Source organism: Microbacterium sp. SLBN-154, assembly GCF_006715565.1.
In the GTDB taxonomy this organism is placed as follows: domain Bacteria; phylum Actinomycetota; class Actinomycetes; order Actinomycetales; family Microbacteriaceae; genus Microbacterium.
This window is the reverse complement of sequence record NZ_VFNL01000001.1, coordinates 882,780-905,787: the sequence shown is the minus strand read 5'-3', so window position 1 is coordinate 905,787 and position 23,008 is coordinate 882,780. Positions and strand designations below refer to the sequence as shown.

Below are 23,008 nucleotides of genomic sequence, written 5' to 3'. Positions count from 1 at the left end.
GCTCACTCGGTCGGTCGCGAGTGGCGGAAGCGGATGCGACTGCCCGGCCGGGCCTGGGCGAGCGCGTCGCGAGAAGCATCCGCGACGACCGCGATCACGGGGTAGCCGCCGGTGACCGGGGCGTCGGGTCCGAGGATCGTCGGCCGGCCGGAGGGCGGCACCTGCAGGGCGCCGGGCACCATCCCCTCACTCGGGAGCTCGCCGCTGCGCGCGCGGGCGAGCGACGGACCGTCGAGGCGGATGCCGACGCGGTCGGCGGCGCCCGAGACGGTCCACGTCGCCTCGAAGAGGGTCGCGCGGGCGTCGTCGGCGAACCAGTCCGCGCGCGGCCCCGGCGCGAGGTCGATCTCGAGATCCTCGCCGTCGGGCGCGCCCCACGGCGCGTCGGGGGCGGGCGGGACGGGAGTGGTCGGGTCGGCGCCGACGCTCAGCACGCGGCCCGCGGTGAGGCGGGCGGGCCCGAGACCCGAGAGAATGTCGGTGGCCCGCGACCCGCGGACCACCGGCCCGTCGACACCGCCGCGGAGGGCGAGAAGCGCCCGGGCGCCCCGCTCGATCCACCCGACCTCGAGCTCGGCGCCGGCGGGCCAGCGGTGCGCCACGTAGGGGTCGATGTCGCGCCCCGCGAGCCGGAGCGGACCGCGGCCGCCGGTGACGGCGAACCACAGGTCGGCGAGGGCGACGGCGCGGAAGCCGCCAAGGGTGATCTCGATCGCCGCCGCATCACCGGGGTTGCCCACGAGTCGGTTCGCGGCGCCGAGCGCGCGGCGGTCCATCGCACCCGAACCGGAGATGCCGAGGGCCGCCGAGCCGGGACGGCCGAGGTCCTGGACCGTGGCGAGCAGTCCCGGTTCCTCGACGCGGATCGCCGCCGCCCCCGCCCCCGCCGCCCCCGCCGCCCCCGCGAGGGTGTACTCGCCCCCCGCGAGGGTGCGCTCGCCCCCGGCGAGGGTGCGCTCGCCCCCGGCGAGGGTGCGCTCGCCCCCCACGAGGGTGCGCTCGCCCCCCACGAGGGTGCGCTCGTCCCCCGCGAGGGTGCGCTCGTCCCCCGCGAGGGTGCGCTTGTCCCCGGCGACCGGGCGGAACCGCACCCGCATGCCCGGGACGAGGAGCGCCGGATTCTCGCCCGCAGGGTCGAAGAGCGGCGCGTCCGTCGTGCCGAGGAGTCGCCACCCGCCGGGGGTCTCGCGCGGATACGCCCCCGAGAACACCCCGGCGACCCCCACCGCCCCGGCCGGGACGCGGGTCCGCGGGGTGTCGAGCCGCGGCACGTCGAAGGGCCACGCATCGCTCACCAGGTACCCGAAACCGGGCGCGAAGCCGGTGAAGGCGACGGTCCAGGCCGCCGCCGCGTGGCGCCCGGCGAGCTCCGATGCCGACATGCCGAACAGCTCCGCGGTCTCCTCGAGGTCGGGGCCGTCGTAGCGGATGTCGACCACGACCTCCGCGGCCGCCGGCGCGTCCGCCGTCGGGGCCGCGGCCGTGGCATCCGTCACCCACGCCCGCGCGCGCGACAGGCTCATCACCGCGGGGTCGACGGTGATGAGCACGGTGCGCGCCGCGGGGACGATGTCGATGACCCCGGGCGGCACTCCGGCGACGAGGCGGGCGTGCAGCGCGAGCACCTCGTCGAGTCCCGCGACCTCGACGAGGATCGCGCGGTCTCCCATCGGCAGCATGTTCACCACGGCGCCCGCACGGCGACGCCGGCGTCATCCAGCGCGCGTCGCACCGCTTCCCCCATCGCCACCGCGGCCGGTGAATCGCCGTGCAGGCAGAGCGACGACGCTGCGACGATCAGCACCGACCCGTCGGCGGCGACGACCTCGCCCGATCGTGCCAGCCGGATCGCCCGCTCCGCGGCCGCCGCCGCGTCATCCAACACCGCACCGGGGCGCCCCCGGGGCACGAGACCCCCGCCGGGCAGATATCCGCGGTCGAGGAACGCCTCGACGACGAAGGGCAGGCCGGCCGATTCGGCGGCCCGGGCGATCTCCCCCGGCATCCCGAGGATCGGCACGGCGCGTCCCTGCGCCCCGGCAAGTTCGGCGACCGCCTCGGCCACCGCCCGCGCCGACCCCGCGTCGGCGGAGACGGCGTGATACAGGGCGCCGTGAGGCTTGACGTACCGGATGTCGGCGCCCGCCGTCGCCAGCGACCGGAGCTGCGCCGCGACTTCGACCCGCAGATCCGCAGGCGCGAGCGCCATCGGCACCCGGCCGAAGTTCGCCGGATCCGGATAGGACGGATGCGCCCCGACGGCCACGCCGTGAACCGCCGCGCGTGCCACCGCCTCGCGCATCGACCTCTCATCGCCCGCGTGGCCGCCGCAGGCGATGCTCGCGCTGGAGATCACGGCGAACATCGCGTCGTCGTCGGCCGTCGGCATCCCGTCGACCGTCTCACCCAGGTCGGCATTGAGGTCGATCACGCCCATGTCTTCACGCTACGCCGCGCGGCAACGTTACGGATGCGTAAAGGCTCCCTGCGCCGGGTGCGCCGGCGCACGCGCCGGGGCAGGATGGGGGGATGCCTCGATCTTTCGAGCGGCCCGCGGCAGGGACGCCGCTGCTGCAGGTCCGCGACATGGCCGTGGAGTTCCGCACCGTCGACGGGACGGTCCACGCCGTCGAAGGGGTCGACCTCGATCTCGCCGCCGGCGAGACCCTCGCCATCGTCGGCGAGTCGGGATCGGGGAAGTCGACCACGGCGATGGCGGTGATCGGGCTCCTCCCGGGCAACGGGCGGGTGACGCAGGGCAGCATCCTCTTCGAGGGCGAGAACCTCGTCGGGGCGCCCGAGTCGGTGATGCGCCAGGTGCGCGGCCGCTCGATCGGCCTCGTGCCGCAGGACCCGATGTCGAACCTCAACCCGGTCGCCAAGATCGGCACCCAGGTCGCCGAGACCCTGCTCGCGCACGGCCTCGCCACCCGCAAGGACGTCGACCGCAGGGTCGTCGAGACGCTCGAGGCGGCGGGTCTTCCCGACGCCGCCGCCCGCGCCAAACAGTACCCGCACGAGTTCTCCGGCGGTATGCGTCAGCGCGCGCTCATCGCGATCGGCCTGGCGTGCAACCCCAAGCTCCTCATCGCCGACGAGCCCACGAGCGCGCTCGACGTGACGGTGCAGAAGACGATCCTCGATCAGCTCGACCGGATGACCAGCGACACGGGCACCTCGGTGATGCTCATCACGCACGACCTCGGCCTCGCCGCCGAACGCGCCTCGCGCGTGGTCGTCATGCACCGCGGGCGCATCGTCGAGCAGGGGCCTGCGCGCCAGATCCTCGAAGACCCGCAGCAGCCGTACACCCAGGCGCTGGTGAAGGCCGCCCCGTCGGTGGCGGCGGTGCGGCTGCGTCCCGAGGCCTTCCGCCGGGTCGAGAAGACGGATGCCGCCGAGCCGGCCGCGCCCGCGGCATCCGTCTCCGTCGTCGAGAGCGCGCCGGCGGCGCCGGCCGGTGCCGAGGCGGCCCCGGATCACATCGTCGAGGTCGAGGGTCTGACCAAGACCTTCCCGGTGCGCGGACGGAAAGAGGACTTCGTCGCGGTCAAGGACGTCTCGTTCGCGATCCCGCGCGGACAGACCGTCGCGATCGTCGGGGAGTCGGGATCGGGCAAGACCACCACCGCCCGGATGATGCTGAAGGTCGTCGAACCGACGAGTGGCACCATCTCGTTCGACGGGGTCGACGTGTCGACCCTCAAGGGGAGGGCGCTGAAGGACTTCCGCCAGAAGGTGCAGCCGATCTTCCAGGACCCCTACTCGTCGCTGAACCCGATGTTCACCATCGAGCGACTGATCGAGGAGCCGCTGGAGTTCTACCGGCGCGGGTCGTCGGCCGAGCGCACCAAGCGGGTGCGGCAGCTGCTGGATGATGTGGCGCTGCCGGCCTCGATGATGCGCCGGTACCCGTCGGAGCTGTCGGGAGGCCAGCGTCAGCGCGTCGCGATCGCCCGGGCTCTCGCCCTGTCTCCCGAGCTGATCGTCTGCGACGAGCCCGTCTCGGCGCTCGACGTGCTCGTGCAGGATCAGGTCCTGCGGCTTCTGCGCGACCTGCAGCGCGAGTACGGGCTGAGCTACCTCTTCATCTCGCACGACCTCGCGGTGGTGCGGCTGATCAGCGACTACGTCTGCGTGATGAAGGACGGGCACCTCGTGGAGGCCGCGTCGGGCGAGGAGATCTTCACCAACCCGCGCGACCCGTACACCCGGCGCCTGCTCGCCTCGATCCCGGGCAACGAGCTCGACATCGCGGTCTGACCCCTCTCCCGCTTCGCGGCGGCGGGCGTCGAGCGGCGGGCGTCACCGCTTCGCCGAGGTCGGCGCCCCGCGTGCCGGCACTCCACTGACGCAAACGGTCGAGCCGACGCGCCGATCGCGTCCAGCGAACGCCGGCGGCGACGCTCGCCTGTCACGAACGGTCGAGCCGACGCGCCGATCGCGTCCAGCGAACGCCGGCGGCGACGCTCGCCTCGTTGGGGGCACCCGCCGCTGCCCCGACACGATTCGCCCTTCACCCGCGCGAGGAAGGGCCGAACGTGACGGGGGAAGCGAAGCGGGCAGAAGAGCGCAGGGACGACCGAGCGGCGCTACCGCGCGCGGGTGCGGGGATCCATCGCTTCGCGCAGCGCCTCGCCGAGCAGGGTGAACCCGAGCGCGGTGATCGTGATGCAGGCGCCGGGCAGGAACGCCAGCCACGGCGCGATCGCGAGCTCGAGCTGCGCGTAGGTGAGCATGCGCCCCCACTCCGCGGTCTGCGGAAGCCCGCCGCCGAGACCGAGGAACGACAGCGCCGCCGCCTCGATGACCGCGGTCGCGAGCGACAGTGTGCCCTGCACGATGACCGGACCGATGGCGTTGGGCAGCACGTGGCTCATCGTGATCTTGCCGCGGCCGAGGCCGAGCGTCTGGGCCGACAGCACGTAGTCGGCCGACCGCTGCTGGAGCATCGACGCGCGCAGAAGCCGTGCGAACACCGGCACCTGCGCGGCACCGATCGCGATCATCACCGACAGCTGGGTCTGCCCGAGGATCGCCGCGATCGACACCGCCAGCAGCAGCGACGGCACCGAGAGCAGGATGTCGACGAAGCGCATCACGACGACGTCGACCCAGCCGCCGAACGCGCCGGCGATGAGGCCGAGCAGCATGCCGCCGAGAAGACCGAACGCGGTCGAGACCACGCCGATCGTGAGCGACGCCTGCGCACCCCAGATGAGCTTGGACAGCACATCGCCGCCGAAGCGGTCGAGCCCGAGCGGGAACTGCGGGAGCTCTCCCGGACCCGGGATGTAGGTCGGGGTGATGTACCGCTGCCCCGGCAGTTCGGTCGGACCGTAGGGCGCGAGCACGGGCGCGAGGGCGGCCACGAGGATGAACAGGGCGATGATGACCGCACCCACCCATGCCGAGGGGTTCCGGCGCAGACGCCGGAACACGTCGCGCCAGAAGCCGCCGCGCACCTGCGCGCCCAGCAGCTCCCGGTCATCGATCGCCGTGTCGTCGACCGGACCGCCGCTGGGGGCGGGGGGAAGCATCGCCGAGGTCATTGGACCCTCACTCTCGGGTCGATGAAGCTGTACGAGACATCCACGATCAGGTTGATCAGGGCGTACGCGATCGCGATGAAGATGATGAAGCCCTGCAGCACCGGGAAGTCACGGGTGAAGATGGCGCGGGCGAGGAACGATCCGATGCCGGGGAACGCGAACACCGTCTCGGTGAGCACCGCCCCCGAGATGAGCAGCCCCGTCTGCAGACCCACCGTCGTCACGACAGGGAGCAGGGCGTTGCGCAGGATGAACCGCCCGCGGATCGTGCCCCGTGGCACGCCCTTGGCCATGCCGGTGCGGACGTAGTCGGCGTTCTGCACCTCGAGCACCGACGCGCGGGTGATGCGCACGATGATCGCGAGCGGGATCGTCGCCAGCGCCACCGCGGGCAGGATCAGGTGCAGGATCGCGTCCCACGCGGCATCCCATTCGCCGGTGATGATCCCGTCGAGGATGTAGAAATTCGTGTAGTGGGTCGCATCGATGCGCGGATCCTGCCGACCCTCCGACGGCAGCCAGCCCAGCTGCACCGCGAACACCCACTTCAGCAGGAACGCGAGGAAGAACACCGGGATCGTGATGCCGAGGAGGCTCGCGGCCACGGTGAGGTGGTCGGTGGCCTTGCCGTGCCGGCGGGCGGCCCAGTATCCGAGGGGGATGCCGACGCCGACGGCGATGAGCAGCGCGGCGCTGGAGAGCTCGAGGGTCGCCGGGAAACGGCGCCAGAACTCTTCGGTGACGGCCCGCCCGGTCTGGATGGACGTGCCGAAGTCGCCCTGCAGCAGGCGCCCGAGCCAGATGATGTACTGCTCGAACAGCGGCCGGTCGAACCCGTAGAGGCGGTTGATCTCGGCGACCGCCTCAGGGGTCGCCCGCTCACCGAGGAGCGCGACGGCGGGACCGCCCGGCAGGGCGCGGACCCAGAGGAACAGCAGGACGGACAACCCGAACAGCGTCGGGATGAGCAAGAGGATCCTCTTGCCGATGGTGCGAATCACGGAAGACAGCCTTCGACGACGAGCGGAGGAGAAGACGAGCGGATGTCGCGGCGCGGCGTCTCAGGCCGCGCCGCGACATCCGGATCGTCGTTACTCGGAGAGCTCGACCAGGTTGTAGACCTCGTCCTGCACGGGGCTCGCCGGGTACGAGGTGACGCGCTCGTCGAAGACGAGGGTCGGCACCGGGTGGGCGAGCGGAATCCCGGGGAGGAACTCCATGATCTGCGCGTTCGCGTCGGCGTAGGCCGACTCCTGCTCCTCGGCCGTGGCGAGGCCACGACCGGTGGTCAACGCGCTGAAGATCTCGCCGTTGTCGAAGCCCCACTCGTTCGACGGGGCGCCGAAGAAGGTCCCCACGAAGTTGTCGGGGTCGTTGTAGTCACCGGTCCAGCCGAGCAGGTGGATGCCGTGCTCGCTGCCGCCCTGGATGAGGTCGAGGTACTCGCCCCACTCGTTCGAGACCGGGTTGAGCACGATGCCGACCGCCTCGAGCTGAGACTGCAGGTTGGTGAAGATCTGCTCGGGGTTGGGCATGTACGGCCGCGAGATGTTGACCGGGTAGTTGAACGTGATGGTGAGGGGGTTCGACTCGTCGAAGCCCGCCTCGGCCAGCAGCGCCTGGGCCTGCTCGGGGTCGTACTCGTAGGTGGCGACGTCGGGGTTCCAGCCGATCACGCTGTCGGGCATGAACTGCGTGGCGACCTCGGTGCCCTCGGGGAGCACCTGGGTGATCAGCTGCTCCTTGTCGATCGCGTGGGCGATCGCCTGGCGGACGCGCTCATCGGCCAGCTCGGGAACGGCCTGGTTCATGCCGAGGTAGAGCACGTTGAACGGGTCGCGGTTGATGAGGGTGAAGCCCGCCTCTTCCAGCGCGCCGAGGTCGGCGGGGGCGACGAGGTCGTAGCCGTCGATGCTGCCGGATTCCAGCGCCTGGCGCCGCGCGGTGGTGTCGCCGATCACCTGGAAGATGATCTCCTCGACGACGCCCTGCTCGCCCCAGTAGTCCTCGTAGGCGGTGAGGGTGGTGGTGCTGCCCGGGTCCCACGACTCGAACTGGAACGGACCGGTGCCGGTCGGGTGCCCCGTGGCGTACTCGCTGAGGGTCGGGGCCTCGGAGGTGCCGCCGACGTCATCGGCGCCGTACTCCTCCAGCGCGGTCGGGCTCTGCATCGCGAAGGCGGGCAGCGACAGCGCGGGGATGAACCCGGCGAACGGCTCGGTCAGCGTGACGGTGACCTCGGTGTCACCGTTCGGCTCGCACCCGCCGTAGATCGAGGTGCCCGTGTCGGCGTAGCCGCGCATGAGCTTGCCCCAGTAGTACGACAGGCTCTCGCTCTGGGCGATGCCGGTGAAGTTGTTCTGGCGGTCGAAGTTGAAGCACACCGCTTCGGCGTTGAAGGGGGTGCCGTCGTGGAAGGTGACGCCTTCCTCGAGGGTGAAGGTGTAGCTCAGTCCGTCCTCGGACTGCTCCCAGCTGCTGGCCAGGAGCGGCGCGGGGTCGGCCGTCCCGGGCTCGACGCCCACGAGGCCTTCGAAGATCTGCCGGGAGACGCGGAACGATTCGCCGTCGCTGGCGAACGCCGGATCCAGGCTCGACACGTCACCGGAGGCGCCGAAGATGAACGTCGAGTCGACGTCGCTCGGCTCCTCGCTTCCGCCGCCCTCCTCGCGCTGGCTCGCGCAGGCCGTCAGGATCAGCGATCCGATGGCGAGGGCGGCAGCGCCGGCGAGCAGGCGCTTTCTCGTTGAGTGAAGCATCGTGTACTGCACCTTCCTTTTTGAGGGTCCCTTTCGGGTCGCGAGCACAGCGATGTGTGTGACAGCACCGGCCCACGGAGTGTGATCCCTCGACCGTACCCGCGCGCCGTCGCGCGGATGGTCACGGTGAGGTTGCGATTCTGTTTCGACGGCCGGGGGAGGAGGAGGGGATGCCGCGGACTAGCGTTGAGCCATGGCGCGCGCTCGGGTGGAACAGGTGCGACCCTCGGCGAGGCTCGGTGACGGCACGCTGGCGACGATCGCGCCGTCGGAGTACGACACCGGCTGGGAGCTCATCGTCGACGGCACTCCGCAGTCGCACGTCGACCTCGACGACCCCACGCACCTGCACTTCGAGTACGTGTCGCGGATGGCGGCGGTGATCGATCGTCTGAAGCTCCCGGGTCAGCCCCTCACCGCCGTGCACCTGGGGGCCGGCGCGCTGACGGTGCCGCGGTACATCGAGGCGACCCGGCCGGGGTCGCGCCAGCAGGTCATCGAGCTCGAGCAGCCCCTGGTCGAGCTCGTGCGCGAGCATCTGCCCCTTCCGCGCGGCGCGGCGATCCGGGTGCGGATCGGCGACGCCCGACGGGGCCTGGCCCGGCTTCCGCGCGCCCTGGTCGGCGCCGTCGACGTGCTCGTCTCCGACGTCTACGCCGGCGCGCAGACCCCGGCGCACCTGACGACGGTGGAGTTCTACCGCGAGGCCGCCGCCCTCCTCGCGTCCGACGGCGTGCTGCTGATCAATGTCGCCGACGGGGCGGGGCTCGCCTTCGCCCGTCGTCAGGTGGCGACGGTGCGCGAGGTGCTCCCCCACGTCATCGTGCTGGCCGAGGTGCAGACGCTGAAGGGTCGCCGGTTCGGCAACCTCGTGGTCGCCGCCTCGCCCACGCCCCTTCCGACCCAGTGGCTGCCGCGGCTGATGGCCGCTGGCCCTCACCCCGCGAAGGTGGCCGAGGGCGAGGAGATCGTCGAGTTCGTGCGCGGCGCGCGCATCGCGACCGACGGCGACGCGACGCCGTCGCCCAAGCCCGCGGCATCCGTCTTCGAACGGTGAATTCCGATCCGGATGCCGCCCTGCGGCGTGCCACGCCGGCGCCGGCGCCGCGGTCGCGCAGACTGGGGGAGCGTGGGCGCGGGACCCTCGAGCGTGGAAGGAGTCGATCATGAGCTACATCCTGGGATACGACCCCGACACCCTGCGGGAGCAGGTCGACCCTGTCCGCTGCGAGGGGCGCCTGGACGAGATCGGCGAGCAGCGGAGCCTGCCGGCGCTCCTGGAGCGCGTGTGGCTGCTGAAGGTGCTCGATCGACTCGATGACGCGCTGGTGCTCTCGGAGCAGTCGGTGCGCGTGGCGCGGATGGCGGGGACACGCAAAGACCTGCTGCGCGCCCGGATCCTCCATGCCACCGTGCTGCAGGTGCGCGGACAGCTCGCCGCCGCCGAGCAGGAACTCACCGCGTGCGCCGAAGAGGCCGACGGCCAGGGCTGGTCGGGAATCGCGGCCTTCGCCTACCAGCACCGCGGCAAGACCCGCTACGACGGCGAGGACTACGACGCCGCGCGCACCGACTTCAAGCGCGCGCTGTTCCTCCGGCAGGAGTCGGGGGCTCCCGACGATCAGCTCGAATCGACGCTGTTGGCGATCGACGCGTCCGAGCGGCGGCGCATGCGGTCGTCGGTCGCGAGCTGAGTGTCGTAGGTACGTTCTACCGTCTCGGGTATGTCAGAACCTGAACGTGTGCGCGTCTGGGCGACCGCGCTGATCCGGCAGCACCTCGATCCCTCCTGGTCCTTCGGCTTCGACAACGCCAAGCGGCGTGCCGGCCTCTGCGACTTCCGGCGCAAACGCATCAGCGTCTCGCGCTACCTGTCGGCGCGGTACGACGACGACACCAATCACCAGACGCTGCTGCACGAGGTGGCCCACGCCCTCGCCGGGCCGGCGGCCGGACACGGCGCCGAGTGGAAGCGCATCGCGCGAAGTCTGGGCTACGTCGGGGGAACGACCCACGACGGCGAGACTGCCGTCGAGCTCGCGCCGTGGGTGGGGGTGTGCCCCGCCGGGCACACCGCGTACCGGCATCGGCGCCCGCCGCGGGCGACGTCGTGCGTCGCGTGCGCGCCGCATTTCGACCGCCGTCATCTGTTCACCTGGACGCGACGCGAGATCTCGGCTGCGACCCGGCTGGCGGCGATGACACCGCGAGCGGATGCTGCTTCGCGCGCGTCAGAGCCCGACGATGCGGGGCCCGCGCACGATCGGCACCGCGTCTGAGGCGTCGATCTCGGCGGCGCGGACGACGTCTGGCCGCAGGTCTTTCTCGATGAGTTCCTGCCCCGAGCCGCTCGCGGTGAGGAGGTGACGCACGGCGCCGCGGAGGCCGCGGAACGCTTCGCCCGCCGTGGCGGCCTCGGGCGAGGAGTGGTCGATCCCCCGGGTGGTGAGGGCGTCGATGACGGCGCCGGCGCCGAGGAGATCCTCGACGGCGAAGCGCAGCGGCGCCCCGCCGTGACCGCGCTCGCCGGCGGGGATGATCGAGATCGAGGTGCGGCGGCCACGGCGCTCCTGCTCATCGGCGATCGCCTGAGCGACGGCGGAGGCGTTGCGCAGTCCCGCGAGGAGCACGACCGGGCCGGACGGTTCGTCCTCGACCGCGTGGGGGCCGGTCTGGTCGGGGCCTGCGGCGGCGGCTGCGGCCGCGGCGACCCGGGCGCCGTTGAGTGACACGGCGAAGGCCGCGTCATCCAGCATCATCTCCTCGCCTCGCTCGACCGCGTCGATCACCGTGCTGGAGAAGCGGAGCACGTCGACGACGACCACGATGTCGGCGGGTGCGAGGCGCGCGAGGGCGTCGAGCCCCCAGTCCAGACGCACTTGATACCGGGATTGATCGAAGGGCGAGGCCATTCCGTCAGCCTAAACGGGCGAGCCGGGCGGTGCGGAATGACAGAGTGGGCACATGCGGATCATGCTCAAGCTCGTCATCGACTGCGATGCGGATGCCGCCTGGCGGGCGCTGCACTCCCCGCGTGCGGTCGCCGAACTGTACGGCCCCCTGGTGCAGCTGGCACCCCTCGAACCCGACGTCCTGCCGACCGCCTGGGAGCCGGGAGCGGAGGTCGGGGTCGAGATGAGCCTCGGCGGGCGGGTGTCGCTCGGCCGCCAGATCATCCACGCGAGCGACCGGACGTTGAAGGGCCCGGACGGGCCGATCCGCATCTTCCGCGACAGCGGCATCCCGATCTCCGGGCCGCTTGCGGCCCTCGACGTCTGGGACCACCAGATGGCGGTGTCACCGGCGCCCGGCGACCCGACGAAGACCCTGTGGCGCGACCGCCTCGTCATCGGCGGGGCGGCCGCGCCGGTGCTCTGGCCGGGCCTCTGGGCGGCGTGGCAGTGGCGCGCGGCACGCATCCGCGCACTCGCTCCGACGTGGGCACACGAGCCGGAGCTCGCTGACGCGGCGTCCGCGCCGGGTTCGGACGCGTCGCCCGCGCCGGGATCCGACGCGCCGCCCGCCTCCTGACCTCCGGCTGCCCGTTCATCCACCGAAACCCACCTTGGGCGCCGAAACCCACCGCGACGAAGTGGGTCTCGGCGGGGCAGGTCGGTTTCGGTCGCGCGCAGGTGAGCCTCGGCGACACACGGGAGGAGATCGACACGAGGGAGGCGGCTGCGCCGCCGCGAGTCCTTGGGTGTGTCGATCTCCTCCGGTCCGCGGGGCGAGCACGCCCGCGCAGGCGCTCGCCGCGGCCCGCGCCTCACTCCGCGAGCGCCTCCACCGGCGCGACCCGGGTCGCGAGGCGGGTCGGCACCACCGCGGCGACGAGGGTCAGCACCGCGGTCGCCGTCACCACGACGAGCACCGGGACGAGGGGCACTGCCGGCCACACGAAGGTCGGTCCCGGCGCGAGACTCGGATCGCCCGGCACCGAGCCGAGCAGTGACTGCGCGCCCGCCCATCCGTAGGCCACGCCCAGGACGAGACCGGTCGCGAGGGCGGCGATGGTGAGGTGAGCGGCTTCGAGCAGCACGACCCGCCGCACCTGGGGGGCGGTGAGTCCGAGGGCGCGGAGGAGCCCGAGCTCGCGACGGCGCTGCACGACACCGAGGGTGAGGAGGTTCACCAGGCCCACCGCGGCGATCACCGCCGAGACGGCCACGAGCCCCATCATGACCGCGGCGAAGGTGTCGAGCACCGCCGCCATCTCGGTCGGCAGCTCGCCACCCGCCGACGCGGTGAGCACCGCCTTGGTCGACTCGATGGCGACGGCGAACATCGTCACGAGCGTCACGCCCATCACCACCCCGATCGCCATGCGGCTCGAGCGCTCGGGGTAGCGCAGCGCGTTCTCGGCGGCCAGCCGCGCCGTCGCCGACCCTCCGAACAGGCGACCGATCAGCCGCAGGACCGGAGGCATGAGAAGGGTCGCGCCGAGCGCGATGCCGGTGAAGGACAGGATGCCGCCGATGAACGCGACGGCGACTCCCAGCGGGGTGATGAGCCCGAGCGCGACGCCAGCTGCGAGAAGCGCGCCGCCGACGGCGAACAGCACGACGGAGGTGAGGTTGCGTCCGGTGCGACGGACGACCTCCTCACGCGTGGCCTCGACGGCGCCCCCGAGGGCCTGCATCGGGGTGACGGTCAGCACCCGCCGCGATCCTGCCCACGCCGCGACCCAGGTCGTGAGCGCGACGATGACCGCGGGCACCAGGAGCTCTCCCGTGACGACACCGTACGAAACGCCGTCGAGCCCCAGCAGCTCGGTGCCGACGACCACGCCGAGCGCGGCGACGCCGGTGCCGGCGACGAGGCCGCTGAGAGCGCCGATGATGCCGACGACGAGTCCCTGTCGGGCGACCTCCTGGCGCTGCGCGCGCGCCGAGGCGCCGATGAGGCGCATGAGCGCGATCTGCCGGGTGCGCCCGGCGATCACCGTGGCGAACGTGTTCGCGGTGACGATCCCGGCGACGTAGACGGCGACGCCGACGAGGATGACGGTGAGGAAGCTCAGCACGAAGGCCAGCGTCCCGCTGTCTCCGATGTAGGGGTCGGCGCGGAGGATTGCAGCCAGGTACCCCGTGACCGAGACGAGGAGCACGCCGAAGGCGCTCGAGATGGCTGCGACGAGGATGCTCGCGCCCATGCCGCGCTCGCGCAGGAAGGCCCATCGCGGGGCGGCGGTCCGCGCCATCCGGTCTGTTCCCTCCGCCAGGGCGACCGCGCTCATGCCGTCACCTGCGCGGATGCGGGGCCCGACAGCTCGCCGGCGAGGAGGAAGGCCGAGATCTCCTCGGCGCTCTGTCGCGGCTTGTCGGCGGCGATGCGGCCGTCGCCGAGCACGATCACGCGGTCGGCGTGACTGGCTGCCACGGGGTCGTGGGTGACCATCGCGATCGACTGGCCGTGCTCGCGGCTGGCATCGGCGAGAAGGCGCAGCACTTCGCGGCCGCTGCGGGAGTCGAGATTGCCGGTCGGCTCGTCGGCGAACACCACGTCGGGGGCGGTGGCGAGGGCGCGGGCGATCGCGACGCGCTGCTGCTGCCCCCCGGAGAGCTGATGCGGGCGGTGGCCGAGCCGTGAGGAGAGCCCGAGCGATGCGACGAGCCGATCGATGCGCGCGCGCTCCAGTGCGGAGGGACGCCGCCCGTCGAGGTCGAAGGGCAGCAGGATGTTGCCGATCGCGTCGAGGGTCGGCACGAGGTTGAACGCCTGGAAGACGAACCCGACGCGGCGGCGGCGCAGGATGGTGAGCTCGAGGTCGGTCAGGCCGGTGATCTCGGTGTCGCCGAGCCACGCGCGGCCCGACGTCGGAGCGTCGAGTCCTGCCATGACGTGCATGAGCGTGGACTTGCCCGAGCCGGACGGGCCCATGATCGCGGTGAACTCGCCGCGGCGGATGCCGATGGTCACGCCGTCGAGCGCGCGCACCGCGCTGTCGCCCGTGCCGTAGGTCTTGGTCAGCTGCTGCACCCGGGCAGCCAGGCCCAGGTCTGTGGAGGAGATGTGCATGCCTTCGACGCTAGGAATCGGCGGGGTGCGGGCGCGTCGGCCGCGGGGTCGATCCGTGTACATCGGAAGGATGACGCAGGGCCGGGCTTCCGCGAGGGCGCAGCCCCCGGGCGCGCGCGGAGGTGGCGCGACTGGTCGGATTCAGAGCCTCACCGCGACCATCTGCGTCACCTCGGTCCGCGCGACCCTCGCAGGAGTACCCGGCCCCACGCAGCCAGGTGGCACAGATGGTCGGCTGCAACACCCGAACGCGACCATCCGCGACACCTCGATGAGAACCCACGCACTCAGGTGGCACAAATGGTCGGCTGCAACACCCGAACGCGACCATCCGCGACACCTCGATGAGAACCCACGCACTCAGGTGGCACAGATGGTCGGCTGCAACAGCCGAACGCGACCATCCGCGACACCTCGATAAGGGCCCACGCACTCAGGTGGCACAGATGGTCGGCCGCAACAGCCGAACGCGACCATCTGCGCCACCTCGACCCGGCACGCAGTCCGCCCACGCCTCGCGCGGCGCGCTCAGGCCAGGCCGTGCTCGAAGGCGAAGACCACCAGCTGCACGCGATCGCGGAGCGCGAGCTTGGTCAGGATGCGACTGATGTGCGTCTTGACCGTGGCCTCCGAGAGGTACTCCCGGGCGGCGATCTCGGCATTGGAGAGCCCCCGCGCGGCGAGCGCGAAGATCTCTCGCTCGCGCTCGGTGAGACCGCCGTACGCGGGAGGAACGGGGCGCGGCGCGGCGTCGGCGAACCGGGCGAACAGATCACGGGTCGCCGATGCGGCGATCACCGCCGACCCCGCGTGGACGGTGCGGATCGCGGCCAGGAGGAACTCGGGGTCGGCGTCCTTGAGCAGGAAGCCGCTCGCTCCCCCGCGGATCGCCCGCGCCGCCGCCTCGTCGAGGTCGAACGTCGTCAGCATCACCACGCGCGGCGGATCAGGGTCGCGCAGCAGCTCGGCGGTGGCGGCGAGGCCGTCCATCACCGGCATCCGGATGTCCATCAGCACCACGTCGGGCCGTGCCGCCCGCACGACCGCGAGCGCCTCGCGCCCGTCGGCGGCTTCGCCGACGACCTCGAGGTCGGGCTGGGAATCGACCACCATGCGAATCCCCGCGCGGAACAGCGCCTGATCGTCCACCAGCACGACGCGGATCGCCCCGTCGCCCCCGCTCATACGGTCGCCCCGATCGGCACCGTCGCCGAGACGACCCAGTCGTCACCGTCCTCGCCGGCCTCCAGCCGCCCGCCCACCAGCTGGGCGCGCTCGCGCATGCCGATCACGCCGTGGCCCCGTGGGCCGTCGGCCGATGGCGCACCGTCGACCGCCCTGGCGTTGCGCACCGCGAGCTCCACGCGATCGGCGTGCCACCCCAGCCGCACGGAGACTTCGCCGCGCCCGTGCCGCAGCGCGTTCGTCAACGCCTCCTGCAGGATGCGGTAGACGGCGATCTGCACCGATGCCGGCGGCTCGCCCGGCGGGGCGGGGTCGATGTCGACGCGCAGGTCGACCCCCGCGGCGCGCACCTGCGCCCACAGCTCCTCGAGGTCGGCCAGGCCCGGCTGCGGGCCGTCGCCCTGGCTGTGGCGCAGCTGCGTCAGGAGCAGCCGCACGTCGGCGAGCGCGGCGCGAGCCGTCGACGAGATCGTCTGCAGGGCGGCCGTCGCCGCCTGCGGATCGGCCGCCGCGGCGTACCGCGCCCCATCGGCCTGAGCGACGACTACCGCCAGCGAGTGGGCGACGACGTCGTGCATGTCGCGCGCGATCCGCGCGCGCTCGAACTCCGACCGCGCCTCCTCTTCGGCGCGCTCCCGGGCGAGGCGGTTCTCGCGCGCGCGCCGCGCGGTGCGCACGAGGGCGCCGCAGGTCCAGGCGAGCATCAGCGCGAAGGTGGATCCCCCGAGCACGATCACCGCGATGGGGAGCACCGAGAGGTCGAGGGGCGCGGAGTAGAGCGGCCCGAGGTACAGATAGAGGGTGATGACGACGGCGCCCGTCACCGCCGACGCGAGCCCGGCCCAGAACACCCGGATGCTCCCGTAGGCCGCCGTGGCGTAGAGCACCCCGAAGATCGCGAAGTCGACCAGGCTCGGCCCGCGCAGCAGGCTCATCTGCAGAAGGGCGCCCGCCCACGCCAGCGCCAGGGCGACCCCCGGCGAGAACCGGCGGAACCCCAGCGCCACGCTGAACAGCAGCACGTAACCGATGACGCCGAGCACCGCCAGCGTCCCGGTGGGCGGTCCGACCACCCCGACACCCGCGTTCAGCTCGAAGACGACGGCGACGAAGAAGAAACCGGCCGCCAGCGCGATGTCGGTCGCGGTCTGGAGGGGACGAAGCGGTCGGAACACCGTTTCACGGTAGAGGAGTGGATGCCGCGTGGCATCCGTCCTCCGATGTATCTCCGCGACGCGGCGACCGCCCCTTGTGGGCGCGCGGCCCGAGGCTTTACTGTCCGGACACAGGCCGAAACCGGCGGGAAACGTCTGGGAAGAAGGATCAGTCCACGGGGTGAGTACTCACCGGACGGTCCCGACACCGGTCCCCGTCGGCGTCAGCACGAAGAAGTACTGGACGACACGGATGGAGATGCGTAGATGACGATGGTGCGCGCAGCGATCACACAGACCACGTGGACCGGCGACAAGGCGTCGATGCTCGACAAGCACGAGGGCTTCGCCCGGGATGCCGCCGCTCAGGGCGCACAGGTGGTGTGCTTCCAGGAGCTGTTCTACGGCCCCTACTTCGGGATCACGCAGGACAAGAAGTACTACCGCTTCGCCGAGGCCGCCGACGGCCCGATCGTGCAGCGCTTCGCCGCGGTCGCCAAGGAGCTGGGCACGGTGATGGTCCTCCCCATCTACGAGGAGGCCGAGACCGGGGTCTACTACAACACCGCGGTGCTGGTCGATGCCGACGGCACCATCCTCGGGAAGTACCGCAAGCACCACCTCCCGCACCTCGACCGGTTCTGGGAGAAGTTCTACTTCCGTCCGGGGAACCTCGGCTACCCCGTCTTCGACACCGCCGTCGGCCGGATCGGCATGTACATCTGCTACGACCGGCACTTCCCCGAGGGATGGCGCGAACTCGGCCTCGCCGACGCGCACATGGTGTTCAACCCCAACGCCACCAAGCCCGGCCTGTCCAACCGGCTCTGGGAGGTGGAGGGACCCGCGGCCGCGGTCGCCAACGGCTACTTCGTGCTGCAGCCCAACCGGGTGGGCCGCGAGGACAACGAGTACGGCGACCTCGCCGTGGACTTCTACGGCACCAGCCAGGTGATCGACCCGCGCGGCAACTTCGTCGGCGAGCGCGGCTCGGGCACCGAGGAGGAGATCCTCGTGCGCGACCTCGACATGGAGATGGTGCGGGAGATGCGCGACGACTGGCAGTTCTATCGCGATCGCCGTCCCGACTCGTACACCCGGATCGCGAAGCCGTGAGTCGCGCAGCGCACGCAGGAAGGGATCGAGCATGACCACCACACTCATCACCGGAGGCACCGTCGTCTCCGCGACCGGCCGCGGCGAGGCCGACGTGCTCATCGACGGCGAGACCATCGTCGCGGTGCTGGCACCCGGTTCGCAGCTGCTGGGCACCGACCTGGCGGCATCCGTCGACACCGTCATCGACGCGACCGGTAAGTACGTGATTCCGGGCGGCATCGACGCCCACACCCACATGGAGCTGCCCTTCGGGGGCACCGCCGCCTCGGACACCTTCGAGACCGGCACGCGCGCCGCCGCGTGGGGCGGGACGACGAGCATCATCGACTTCGCCGTGCAGCGCTACGGCGAGCGCGTCGAAGACGGACTCGCCGCATGGCACGACAAGGCCGCCGGCAACTGCGCGATCGATTACGGGTTCCACCAGATCATCGGCGGGGTCGACGACGACTCGCTCCGGGCGATGGACTCCCTCATCGACGAGGGGGTGACGAGCTTCAAGCTCTTCATGGCCTACCCCGGGGTGTTCTACTCCGACGACGCCCAGATCCTGCGGGCGATGCAGAAGTCGGCCGACACGGGCCTGCTGACGATGATGCACGCCGAGAACGGCCCCGCCATCGACGTGCTGGCCGCCCAGCTCGCCGAGGTCGGCAAGAAGGCGCCGTACTACCACGGCATCGCCCGCGCGTGGCAGATGGAGGAGGAGGCCACCCACCGCGCGATCATGCTGGCGAACCTCACCGGCGCCCCGCTGTACGTGGTGCACGTCAGCGCCAAGCAGGCCGTGGACCAGCTGGCCTGGGCGCGCGACCAGGGCTGGAACGTCTTCGGCGAGACCTGCCCGCAGTACCTCTACCTCTCGCTCGAGGAGCAGCTGGGCGCGTTCAGCGAGGAGTGGGGTCAGTTCGAGGGTGCGAAGTGGGTGTGCTCCACGCCGCTGCGCAGCCGCAGCGAGGGTCATCAGCACCACATGTGGCAAGCCCTGCGCACGAACGACATCCAGATGGTCTCCACCGACCACTGCCCGTTCTGCATGAAGGGGCAGAAGGAGCTGGGGAAGGATGACTTCCGCGCAATCCCCAATGGGATCGGCTCCGTCGAGCACCGCATGGACCTCATGTACCAGGGCGTCGTCACCGGGAAGATCACGCTCGAGCGCTGGGTGGAGCTGACCTCCACGACCCCGGCGCGGATGTTCGGCCTGTACGGCAAGAAGGGGGTGATCCAGCCCGGTGCCGACGGCGATGTCGTGGTCTACGACCCCCACGGACACACCACCATCTCGGCGGCCAGTCACCACATGAACATGGATCATTCGGCGTGGGAGGGCTTCGAGGTCGACGGTCACGTCGACACCGTCATCTCCCGCGGCAAGGTCATCGTCGACGGCGGCATGTACCACGGCAGCAAGGGCGACGGGCAGTACCTGCGCCGTGGCCTGAGCCAGTACCTCGTATGAGCGCGCCTGCTCCCGTCGGGCGTTTCGTCTCGCTTCGCTCGCTCAACGACCGGAAGGTGTGACGGCCATGGACTTCGGTGTCGTCCTGCAGACCAACCCGCCCGCGGCCCGCACCGTGCAGCTGGCGAAGCTCGCCGAGGCGCACGGGTTCAGTCACGTGTGGACCTTCGACTCGCACCTGCTGTGGCAGGAGCCGTACGTCATCCACTCGGCGATCCTCGCCGAGACCACGCGCGTCATCGTCGGGCCGTTCGTGACGAACCCGGCCACCCGCGACTGGACGGTCACCGCCTCGGTGTTCGCGACCCTCAACGAGATGTATGGCAACCGCACCATCTGCGGCATCGGCCGGGGCGACTCGGCCGTGCGGGTGACGAACGGCAAGCCGACGACGCTGAAGGAGCTGCGGGAGTCGATCCACGTCATCCGCGAGCTCGGCAACTCGCGCCCGGTGGAGTACAACGGCGCCACCCTGCAGTTCCCCTGGAGCCGCGGGTCGGAGCTCGACGTGTGGGTCGCCGCCTACGGTCCCCTCGCCCTCAAGCTCACCGGGGAGGTCGGCGACGGCTTCATCCTGCAGCTGGCCGACCTCGACATCGCCGCGTGGATGATCACCACGGTGCGCGAGGCCGCCGAGGCCGCCGGCCGCGACCCCGACAGCATCGCGTTCTGCGTGGCGGCGCCCATGTACATCGGCACCGACCGCGCGCACATGCGCGAGCAGTGCCGGTGGTTCGGGGGCATGGTCGGCAACCACGTCGCCGACATCGTGGCCAAGTACGGCCAGCACGGGGCCGTTCCCGATGCGCTCACCGAGTACATCGCGGGACGCACCGGCTACGACTACAACACCCACGGCAAGGCCGACAACGACCACGTCGACTTCGTGCCCGACGAGATCGTCGAGCGGTTCTGCATCCTCGGCACCGCCGAGGAGCACATCGCCAAACTCGAGCAGCTCCGGGCCCTCGGGGTCACCCAGTTCGCGGGGTACCTGCAGCACGACAACAAGGAGGAGACCCTCCGCGTCTACGGCGAGACCGTGATCCCGGCCCTGCAGGCGCACGTGGCGGCCAAGAAGTGAGGTCGGGATGACGAGAACGGATGTCGCTCCCGACGTCGTCACCGCCGCGGCCCGGTCCACCTCGGTCCGTGCCGCCCGCCCCGGCGGACGCCGGGGCGGGCGCCGGGGCGCGGCGTGGCTCTGGGGCGTCGTCGGCGTCGCCGCCGTCATCCTGCTCTGGGAGGTGTACAAGCTCCTCGCGCCCGAGAACGGGGTGATCGTCGGCGACGTGCGCATCCTCCCGCGCACCACCGACCTCGCCATGCCCCACGTCTGGGACATGGTGATCCGTCTGGCAGAACCCGTCACCCGGCAGGACGGCTCTCCCCCGCTCTGGGCGGCGGTGGCCCTCGCGGCCCTCACCACGCTGGGGATCGCGGCGGCCGGATGGCTCGTGGGCCTTGTGATCGGCATGGCGCTCGCCCTGGTGATGCAGCGCTGGCAGCTGGCGGAGTGGGGACTTCTCCCCTGGATCATCCTCAGCCAGACCGTCCCGCTGATCGCCTTTGCGCCGATCGTCCGCAGCTGGGGGTCTCGGATCGAGATCGCCGGCGCTCAGTGGCAGGACTGGATGTCGGTGGCCGTGATCGCCTCCTACCTCGCGTTCTTCCCCATCGCCGTCGGCGCCCTCCGCGGGCTGCAGTCCCCGGAGCGCCTCCACGCCGAGCTCTTCCACACCTACTCCGCCGGATACTGGCAGACCCTGTGGCGCCTGCGGCTCCCGGCCGCGGTGCCCTACCTCCTTCCGGCCCTGCGTCTCGGGGCGGCGAACGCCGTCGTCGGCGCGGTCGTCGCCGAGGTGTCCACGGGCCTCCAGGGCGGGATCGGCCGGCTCCTCATCCAGTTCGCCGGCCAGGCCTCGGGCGACCCCGCCAAGGCCTGGGGCCCGATCTTCGGCGCTGTGGCTCTCGGGCTCATCGCCGCCGGATCGATCGCGGTCCTCGGCGTCATCCTGAAGAACTATCGACGAGGCGAGGTCACCGCATGAGCGCCCCCACCCCCACCGCCCCACCGGTCACCGCGACAGCGGCGGTCTCGGTGACCGACGTGACCAAGACCTTCGCCTCGGCATCGGGCGAGGTGCAGGCTCTCACCGCGGTCGACCTCACCGTCGCCCCCGGCGAGTTCGTGTCGCTGATCGGTCCGTCCGGGTGCGGAAAGTCGACGCTCCTGCGGCTCATCGCCGACCTCGACACGGCATCGTCGGGGCACATCGAGGTCTTCGGCAAAGACCCCTCCCGCGCCCGCCGCGACCAGGACTACGGCATCGCCTTCCAGCAGGCGGGTCTCCTGCCCTGGCGCACCGTGGCGGCGAACATCGCTCTGCCCCTGGAGATCCACGGCGTCGGCGCCGCCGATCGGCGAACGCGCGTGACCGAGCTCACCGAGATGGTCGGACTCACCGACTTCGCCGACCGGTACCCCGACCAGCTGTCAGGAGGGATGCAGCAGCGCGTCGCGATCGCGCGCGCCCTCGCCGAGCAGCCGCGGCTGCTGCTGATGGATGAGCCGTTCGGCGCCCTGGACGAGATGACGCGCGAGCGCATGCAGACCGAGCTCGCGCGCATCGCGACCGAGACCGGCGCGGCCGTCGTCTTCGTCACCCACTCCATCCCCGAGGCGGTCTTCCTCTCGGATCGGGTGGTCGTCATGTCGCCACGCCCGGGGCGGATCACCTCGGTGGTGGATGTGAGCTTCGGGGCCACCCGTCGCGACGAGGCCCTGCGCGAGGCATCCGTCTTCTTCGACAGCGTGACCGCTGTGCGCGCGGCCCTCCACGGCGAGACCGACGGCGAGCGCGCCGCGACCCGGGAGATGCGATGACAGCCGCAACCGCCGAGCGCCTCCGGATCATCGCCCCGATCGTCGTCGGGCTGATCTTCCTCGGCGTGTGGCAGCTGCTGGTCGGGGTCGTCGGCGTCTCGGACTACCTGCTTCCCAGTCCCGCGGCCATCGCGGAGGAGTTCATCGCCTTCGCCCCCGCGATCGCCGACGCGACCCTCGTCACCGGAACGAACGCGCTCCTGGGACTCGTCGTCGGCACCGTCCTCGCTGTGCTGCTCGCGGCCCTCGCCGCACGGTGGCAGGCCGTCGACGGGATGTCGGCGCCGGTCGTCGCCGCACTCGCGGTCGTGCCGATCGTGGCGCTGGCCCCGGTGCTGAACTCGATGTTCGGTGCCGACAGCCAGTTCGGGCGCCAGGCGATCGCGGCTCTGGCGTCGTTCGTTCCCGTCTTCGTCAACACCCTCCGCGGCCTTCGTCAGACCCGCCCGGTGCACCGCGACCTCATGCGCAGCTACGCCGCCAGCTCGTCGCAGGCCTTCCGCGTGGTGACGCTGCCGACGGCCGCGCCGTTCCTTCTCACCGGCATCCGGATCGCCAGCTCGCTCGCGGTCATCTCCGCCCTGGTGGCCGAGTACTTCGGCGGGCCGCGCGGGGGCCTGGGGAGCTTCATCTCCACCTCGGCCGCCACGAGCGCGTATGCGCGCGCCTGGGCCTATGTCGCCGCGGCCATCGCGCTGGGGCTCGTGTTCTTCCTGGTCACCGCGGCGCTCGAACGTCTGGTCCTGCGCCGCATCTCTCCCGGAGGTGCGCGATGACGCCCGCCCCCGACAGCGTCCCCGCACCCGGCGGGGCCGGCACCGCACCATCCCATCGCACGACGTGATCCCGGAAGGGATTCGAAGGGAACCATC

General features: G+C 71.5%; 21 protein-coding genes. 11 read left to right on the top strand and 10 right to left on the bottom strand.

Going from position 1 to position 23,008, the window contains the following annotated elements:
• Positions 1-2: 2 nt before the first annotated feature.
• Together FBY40_RS04560 and pxpA are read right to left on the bottom strand one after the other, a co-directional pair.
• Entirely contained in the window at positions 3-1,670 is a 1,668-nt protein-coding gene (locus FBY40_RS04560) for an urea amidolyase family protein (RefSeq protein WP_235014570.1), read from the bottom strand.
• 11 nt (positions 1,671-1,681) lie between these two features.
• A complete protein-coding gene (gene pxpA, locus FBY40_RS04555) occupies positions 1,682-2,437 on the bottom strand; it encodes a 5-oxoprolinase subunit PxpA (protein ID WP_141936775.1) in 756 nt (251 codons plus the stop codon).
• A 92-nt stretch (positions 2,438-2,529) separates the two neighbouring features.
• Here pxpA and FBY40_RS04550 point away from each other — a divergent pair, with 92 nt between their 5' ends.
• Positions 2,530-4,263, top strand: a complete 1,734-nt coding sequence (locus tag FBY40_RS04550; RefSeq protein ID WP_141936773.1) for an ABC transporter ATP-binding protein — start codon at positions 2,530-2,532, stop codon at positions 4,261-4,263.
• A 329-nt stretch (positions 4,264-4,592) separates the two neighbouring features.
• On the opposite strand, the gene FBY40_RS04545 is transcribed toward FBY40_RS04550, so the two are convergent.
• From FBY40_RS04545 to FBY40_RS04535, 3 genes are all read right to left on the bottom strand, one after another.
• Positions 4,593-5,552: an ABC transporter permease gene (locus FBY40_RS04545; protein WP_124291732.1), complete on the bottom strand. Its 960-nt coding sequence runs from the start codon at positions 5,550-5,552 to the stop codon at positions 4,593-4,595.
• On the bottom strand, positions 5,549-6,553 hold the full coding sequence (locus FBY40_RS04540) for an ABC transporter permease (RefSeq protein ID WP_141936772.1): 1,005 nt from the start codon (positions 6,551-6,553) through the stop codon (positions 5,549-5,551). The genes FBY40_RS04545 and FBY40_RS04540 overlap by 4 nt, the downstream gene beginning before the upstream one ends.
• 90 nt (positions 6,554-6,643) lie before the next feature.
• The gene (locus FBY40_RS04535; protein WP_141936770.1) at positions 6,644-8,311 is read right to left on the bottom strand and encodes an ABC transporter substrate-binding protein; all 1,668 of its coding nucleotides are present in this window, start codon (positions 8,309-8,311) and stop codon (positions 6,644-6,646) included.
• Positions 8,312-8,504: 193 nt separating this feature from the next.
• On the opposite strand from FBY40_RS04535, the gene FBY40_RS04530 reads away from it, so the two are divergent.
• From FBY40_RS04530 to FBY40_RS04520, 3 genes are all read left to right on the top strand, one after another.
• Positions 8,505-9,368 carry a spermidine synthase gene (locus tag FBY40_RS04530; protein WP_141936769.1) on the top strand — a complete coding sequence of 288 codons (864 nt, stop codon included), beginning with the start codon at positions 8,505-8,507 and terminating at the stop codon, positions 9,366-9,368.
• 109 nt (positions 9,369-9,477) lie between these two features.
• Positions 9,478-10,005, top strand: coding sequence for a hypothetical protein (locus FBY40_RS04525; protein ID WP_124291736.1), 528 nt, complete (start codon positions 9,478-9,480; stop codon positions 10,003-10,005).
• Positions 10,006-10,035: 30 nt separating this feature from the next.
• A complete protein-coding gene (locus tag FBY40_RS04520; RefSeq protein WP_141936767.1) occupies positions 10,036-10,590 on the top strand; it encodes a SprT-like domain-containing protein in 555 nt (184 codons plus the stop codon).
• Here FBY40_RS04520 and FBY40_RS04515 read toward each other — a convergent pair.
• The gene (locus FBY40_RS04515) at positions 10,543-11,223 is read right to left on the bottom strand and encodes a 2-phosphosulfolactate phosphatase (RefSeq protein ID WP_141936766.1); all 681 of its coding nucleotides are present in this window, start codon (positions 11,221-11,223) and stop codon (positions 10,543-10,545) included. The genes FBY40_RS04520 and FBY40_RS04515 overlap by 48 nt on opposite strands.
• Before the next feature lie 52 nt (positions 11,224-11,275).
• Between FBY40_RS04515 and FBY40_RS04510 the strand changes: the two genes are divergently transcribed.
• Positions 11,276-11,842 (top strand): hypothetical protein, encoded by a 567-nt coding sequence (locus FBY40_RS04510; RefSeq protein WP_235014568.1) that lies wholly within the window; start codon positions 11,276-11,278, stop codon positions 11,840-11,842.
• Between the two features lie 235 nt (positions 11,843-12,077).
• Here FBY40_RS04510 and FBY40_RS04505 read toward each other — a convergent pair whose 3' ends face one another.
• From FBY40_RS04505 to FBY40_RS04490, 4 genes are all read right to left on the bottom strand, one after another.
• The gene (locus tag FBY40_RS04505) at positions 12,078-13,547 is read right to left on the bottom strand and encodes an ABC transporter permease (protein ID WP_141936764.1); all 1,470 of its coding nucleotides are present in this window, start codon (positions 13,545-13,547) and stop codon (positions 12,078-12,080) included.
• Positions 13,544-14,329 carry an ABC transporter ATP-binding protein gene (locus FBY40_RS04500; RefSeq protein WP_141936763.1) on the bottom strand — a complete coding sequence of 262 codons (786 nt, stop codon included), beginning with the start codon at positions 14,327-14,329 and terminating at the stop codon, positions 13,544-13,546. Before FBY40_RS04500 ends, FBY40_RS04505 begins: the two co-directional genes overlap by 4 nt.
• Before the next feature lie 528 nt (positions 14,330-14,857).
• On the bottom strand, positions 14,858-15,514 hold the full coding sequence (locus tag FBY40_RS04495; protein WP_141936761.1) for a response regulator transcription factor: 657 nt from the start codon (positions 15,512-15,514) through the stop codon (positions 14,858-14,860).
• Positions 15,511-16,689 (bottom strand): sensor histidine kinase, encoded by a 1,179-nt coding sequence (locus FBY40_RS04490; protein ID WP_141936760.1) that lies wholly within the window; start codon positions 16,687-16,689, stop codon positions 15,511-15,513. The genes FBY40_RS04495 and FBY40_RS04490 overlap by 4 nt, the downstream gene beginning before the upstream one ends.
• A 246-nt stretch (positions 16,690-16,935) precedes the next feature.
• Here FBY40_RS04490 and FBY40_RS04485 point away from each other — a divergent pair, with 246 nt between their 5' ends.
• From FBY40_RS04485 to FBY40_RS04460, 6 genes are all read left to right on the top strand, one after another.
• Complete coding sequence (locus FBY40_RS04485) at positions 16,936-17,784, top strand: nitrilase-related carbon-nitrogen hydrolase (protein ID WP_141936758.1); 849 nt, start codon at positions 16,936-16,938, stop codon at positions 17,782-17,784.
• A 31-nt stretch (positions 17,785-17,815) separates the two neighbouring features.
• Entirely contained in the window at positions 17,816-19,249 is a 1,434-nt protein-coding gene (gene hydA, locus FBY40_RS04480; RefSeq protein WP_141936757.1) for a dihydropyrimidinase, read from the top strand.
• Between the two features lie 67 nt (positions 19,250-19,316).
• Entirely contained in the window at positions 19,317-20,333 is a 1,017-nt protein-coding gene (locus FBY40_RS04475; RefSeq protein WP_141940014.1) for a TIGR03842 family LLM class F420-dependent oxidoreductase, read from the top strand.
• Between the two features lie 7 nt (positions 20,334-20,340).
• On the top strand, positions 20,341-21,300 hold the full coding sequence (locus FBY40_RS04470; protein WP_141936755.1) for an ABC transporter permease: 960 nt from the start codon (positions 20,341-20,343) through the stop codon (positions 21,298-21,300).
• Positions 21,297-22,136, top strand: coding sequence for an ABC transporter ATP-binding protein (locus FBY40_RS04465; protein WP_141936753.1), 840 nt, complete (start codon positions 21,297-21,299; stop codon positions 22,134-22,136). Before FBY40_RS04470 ends, FBY40_RS04465 begins: the two co-directional genes overlap by 4 nt.
• Positions 22,133-22,912 (top strand): ABC transporter permease, encoded by a 780-nt coding sequence (locus tag FBY40_RS04460; protein WP_141936750.1) that lies wholly within the window; start codon positions 22,133-22,135, stop codon positions 22,910-22,912. Before FBY40_RS04465 ends, FBY40_RS04460 begins: the two co-directional genes overlap by 4 nt.
• Positions 22,913-23,008: the final 96 nt, after the last annotated feature.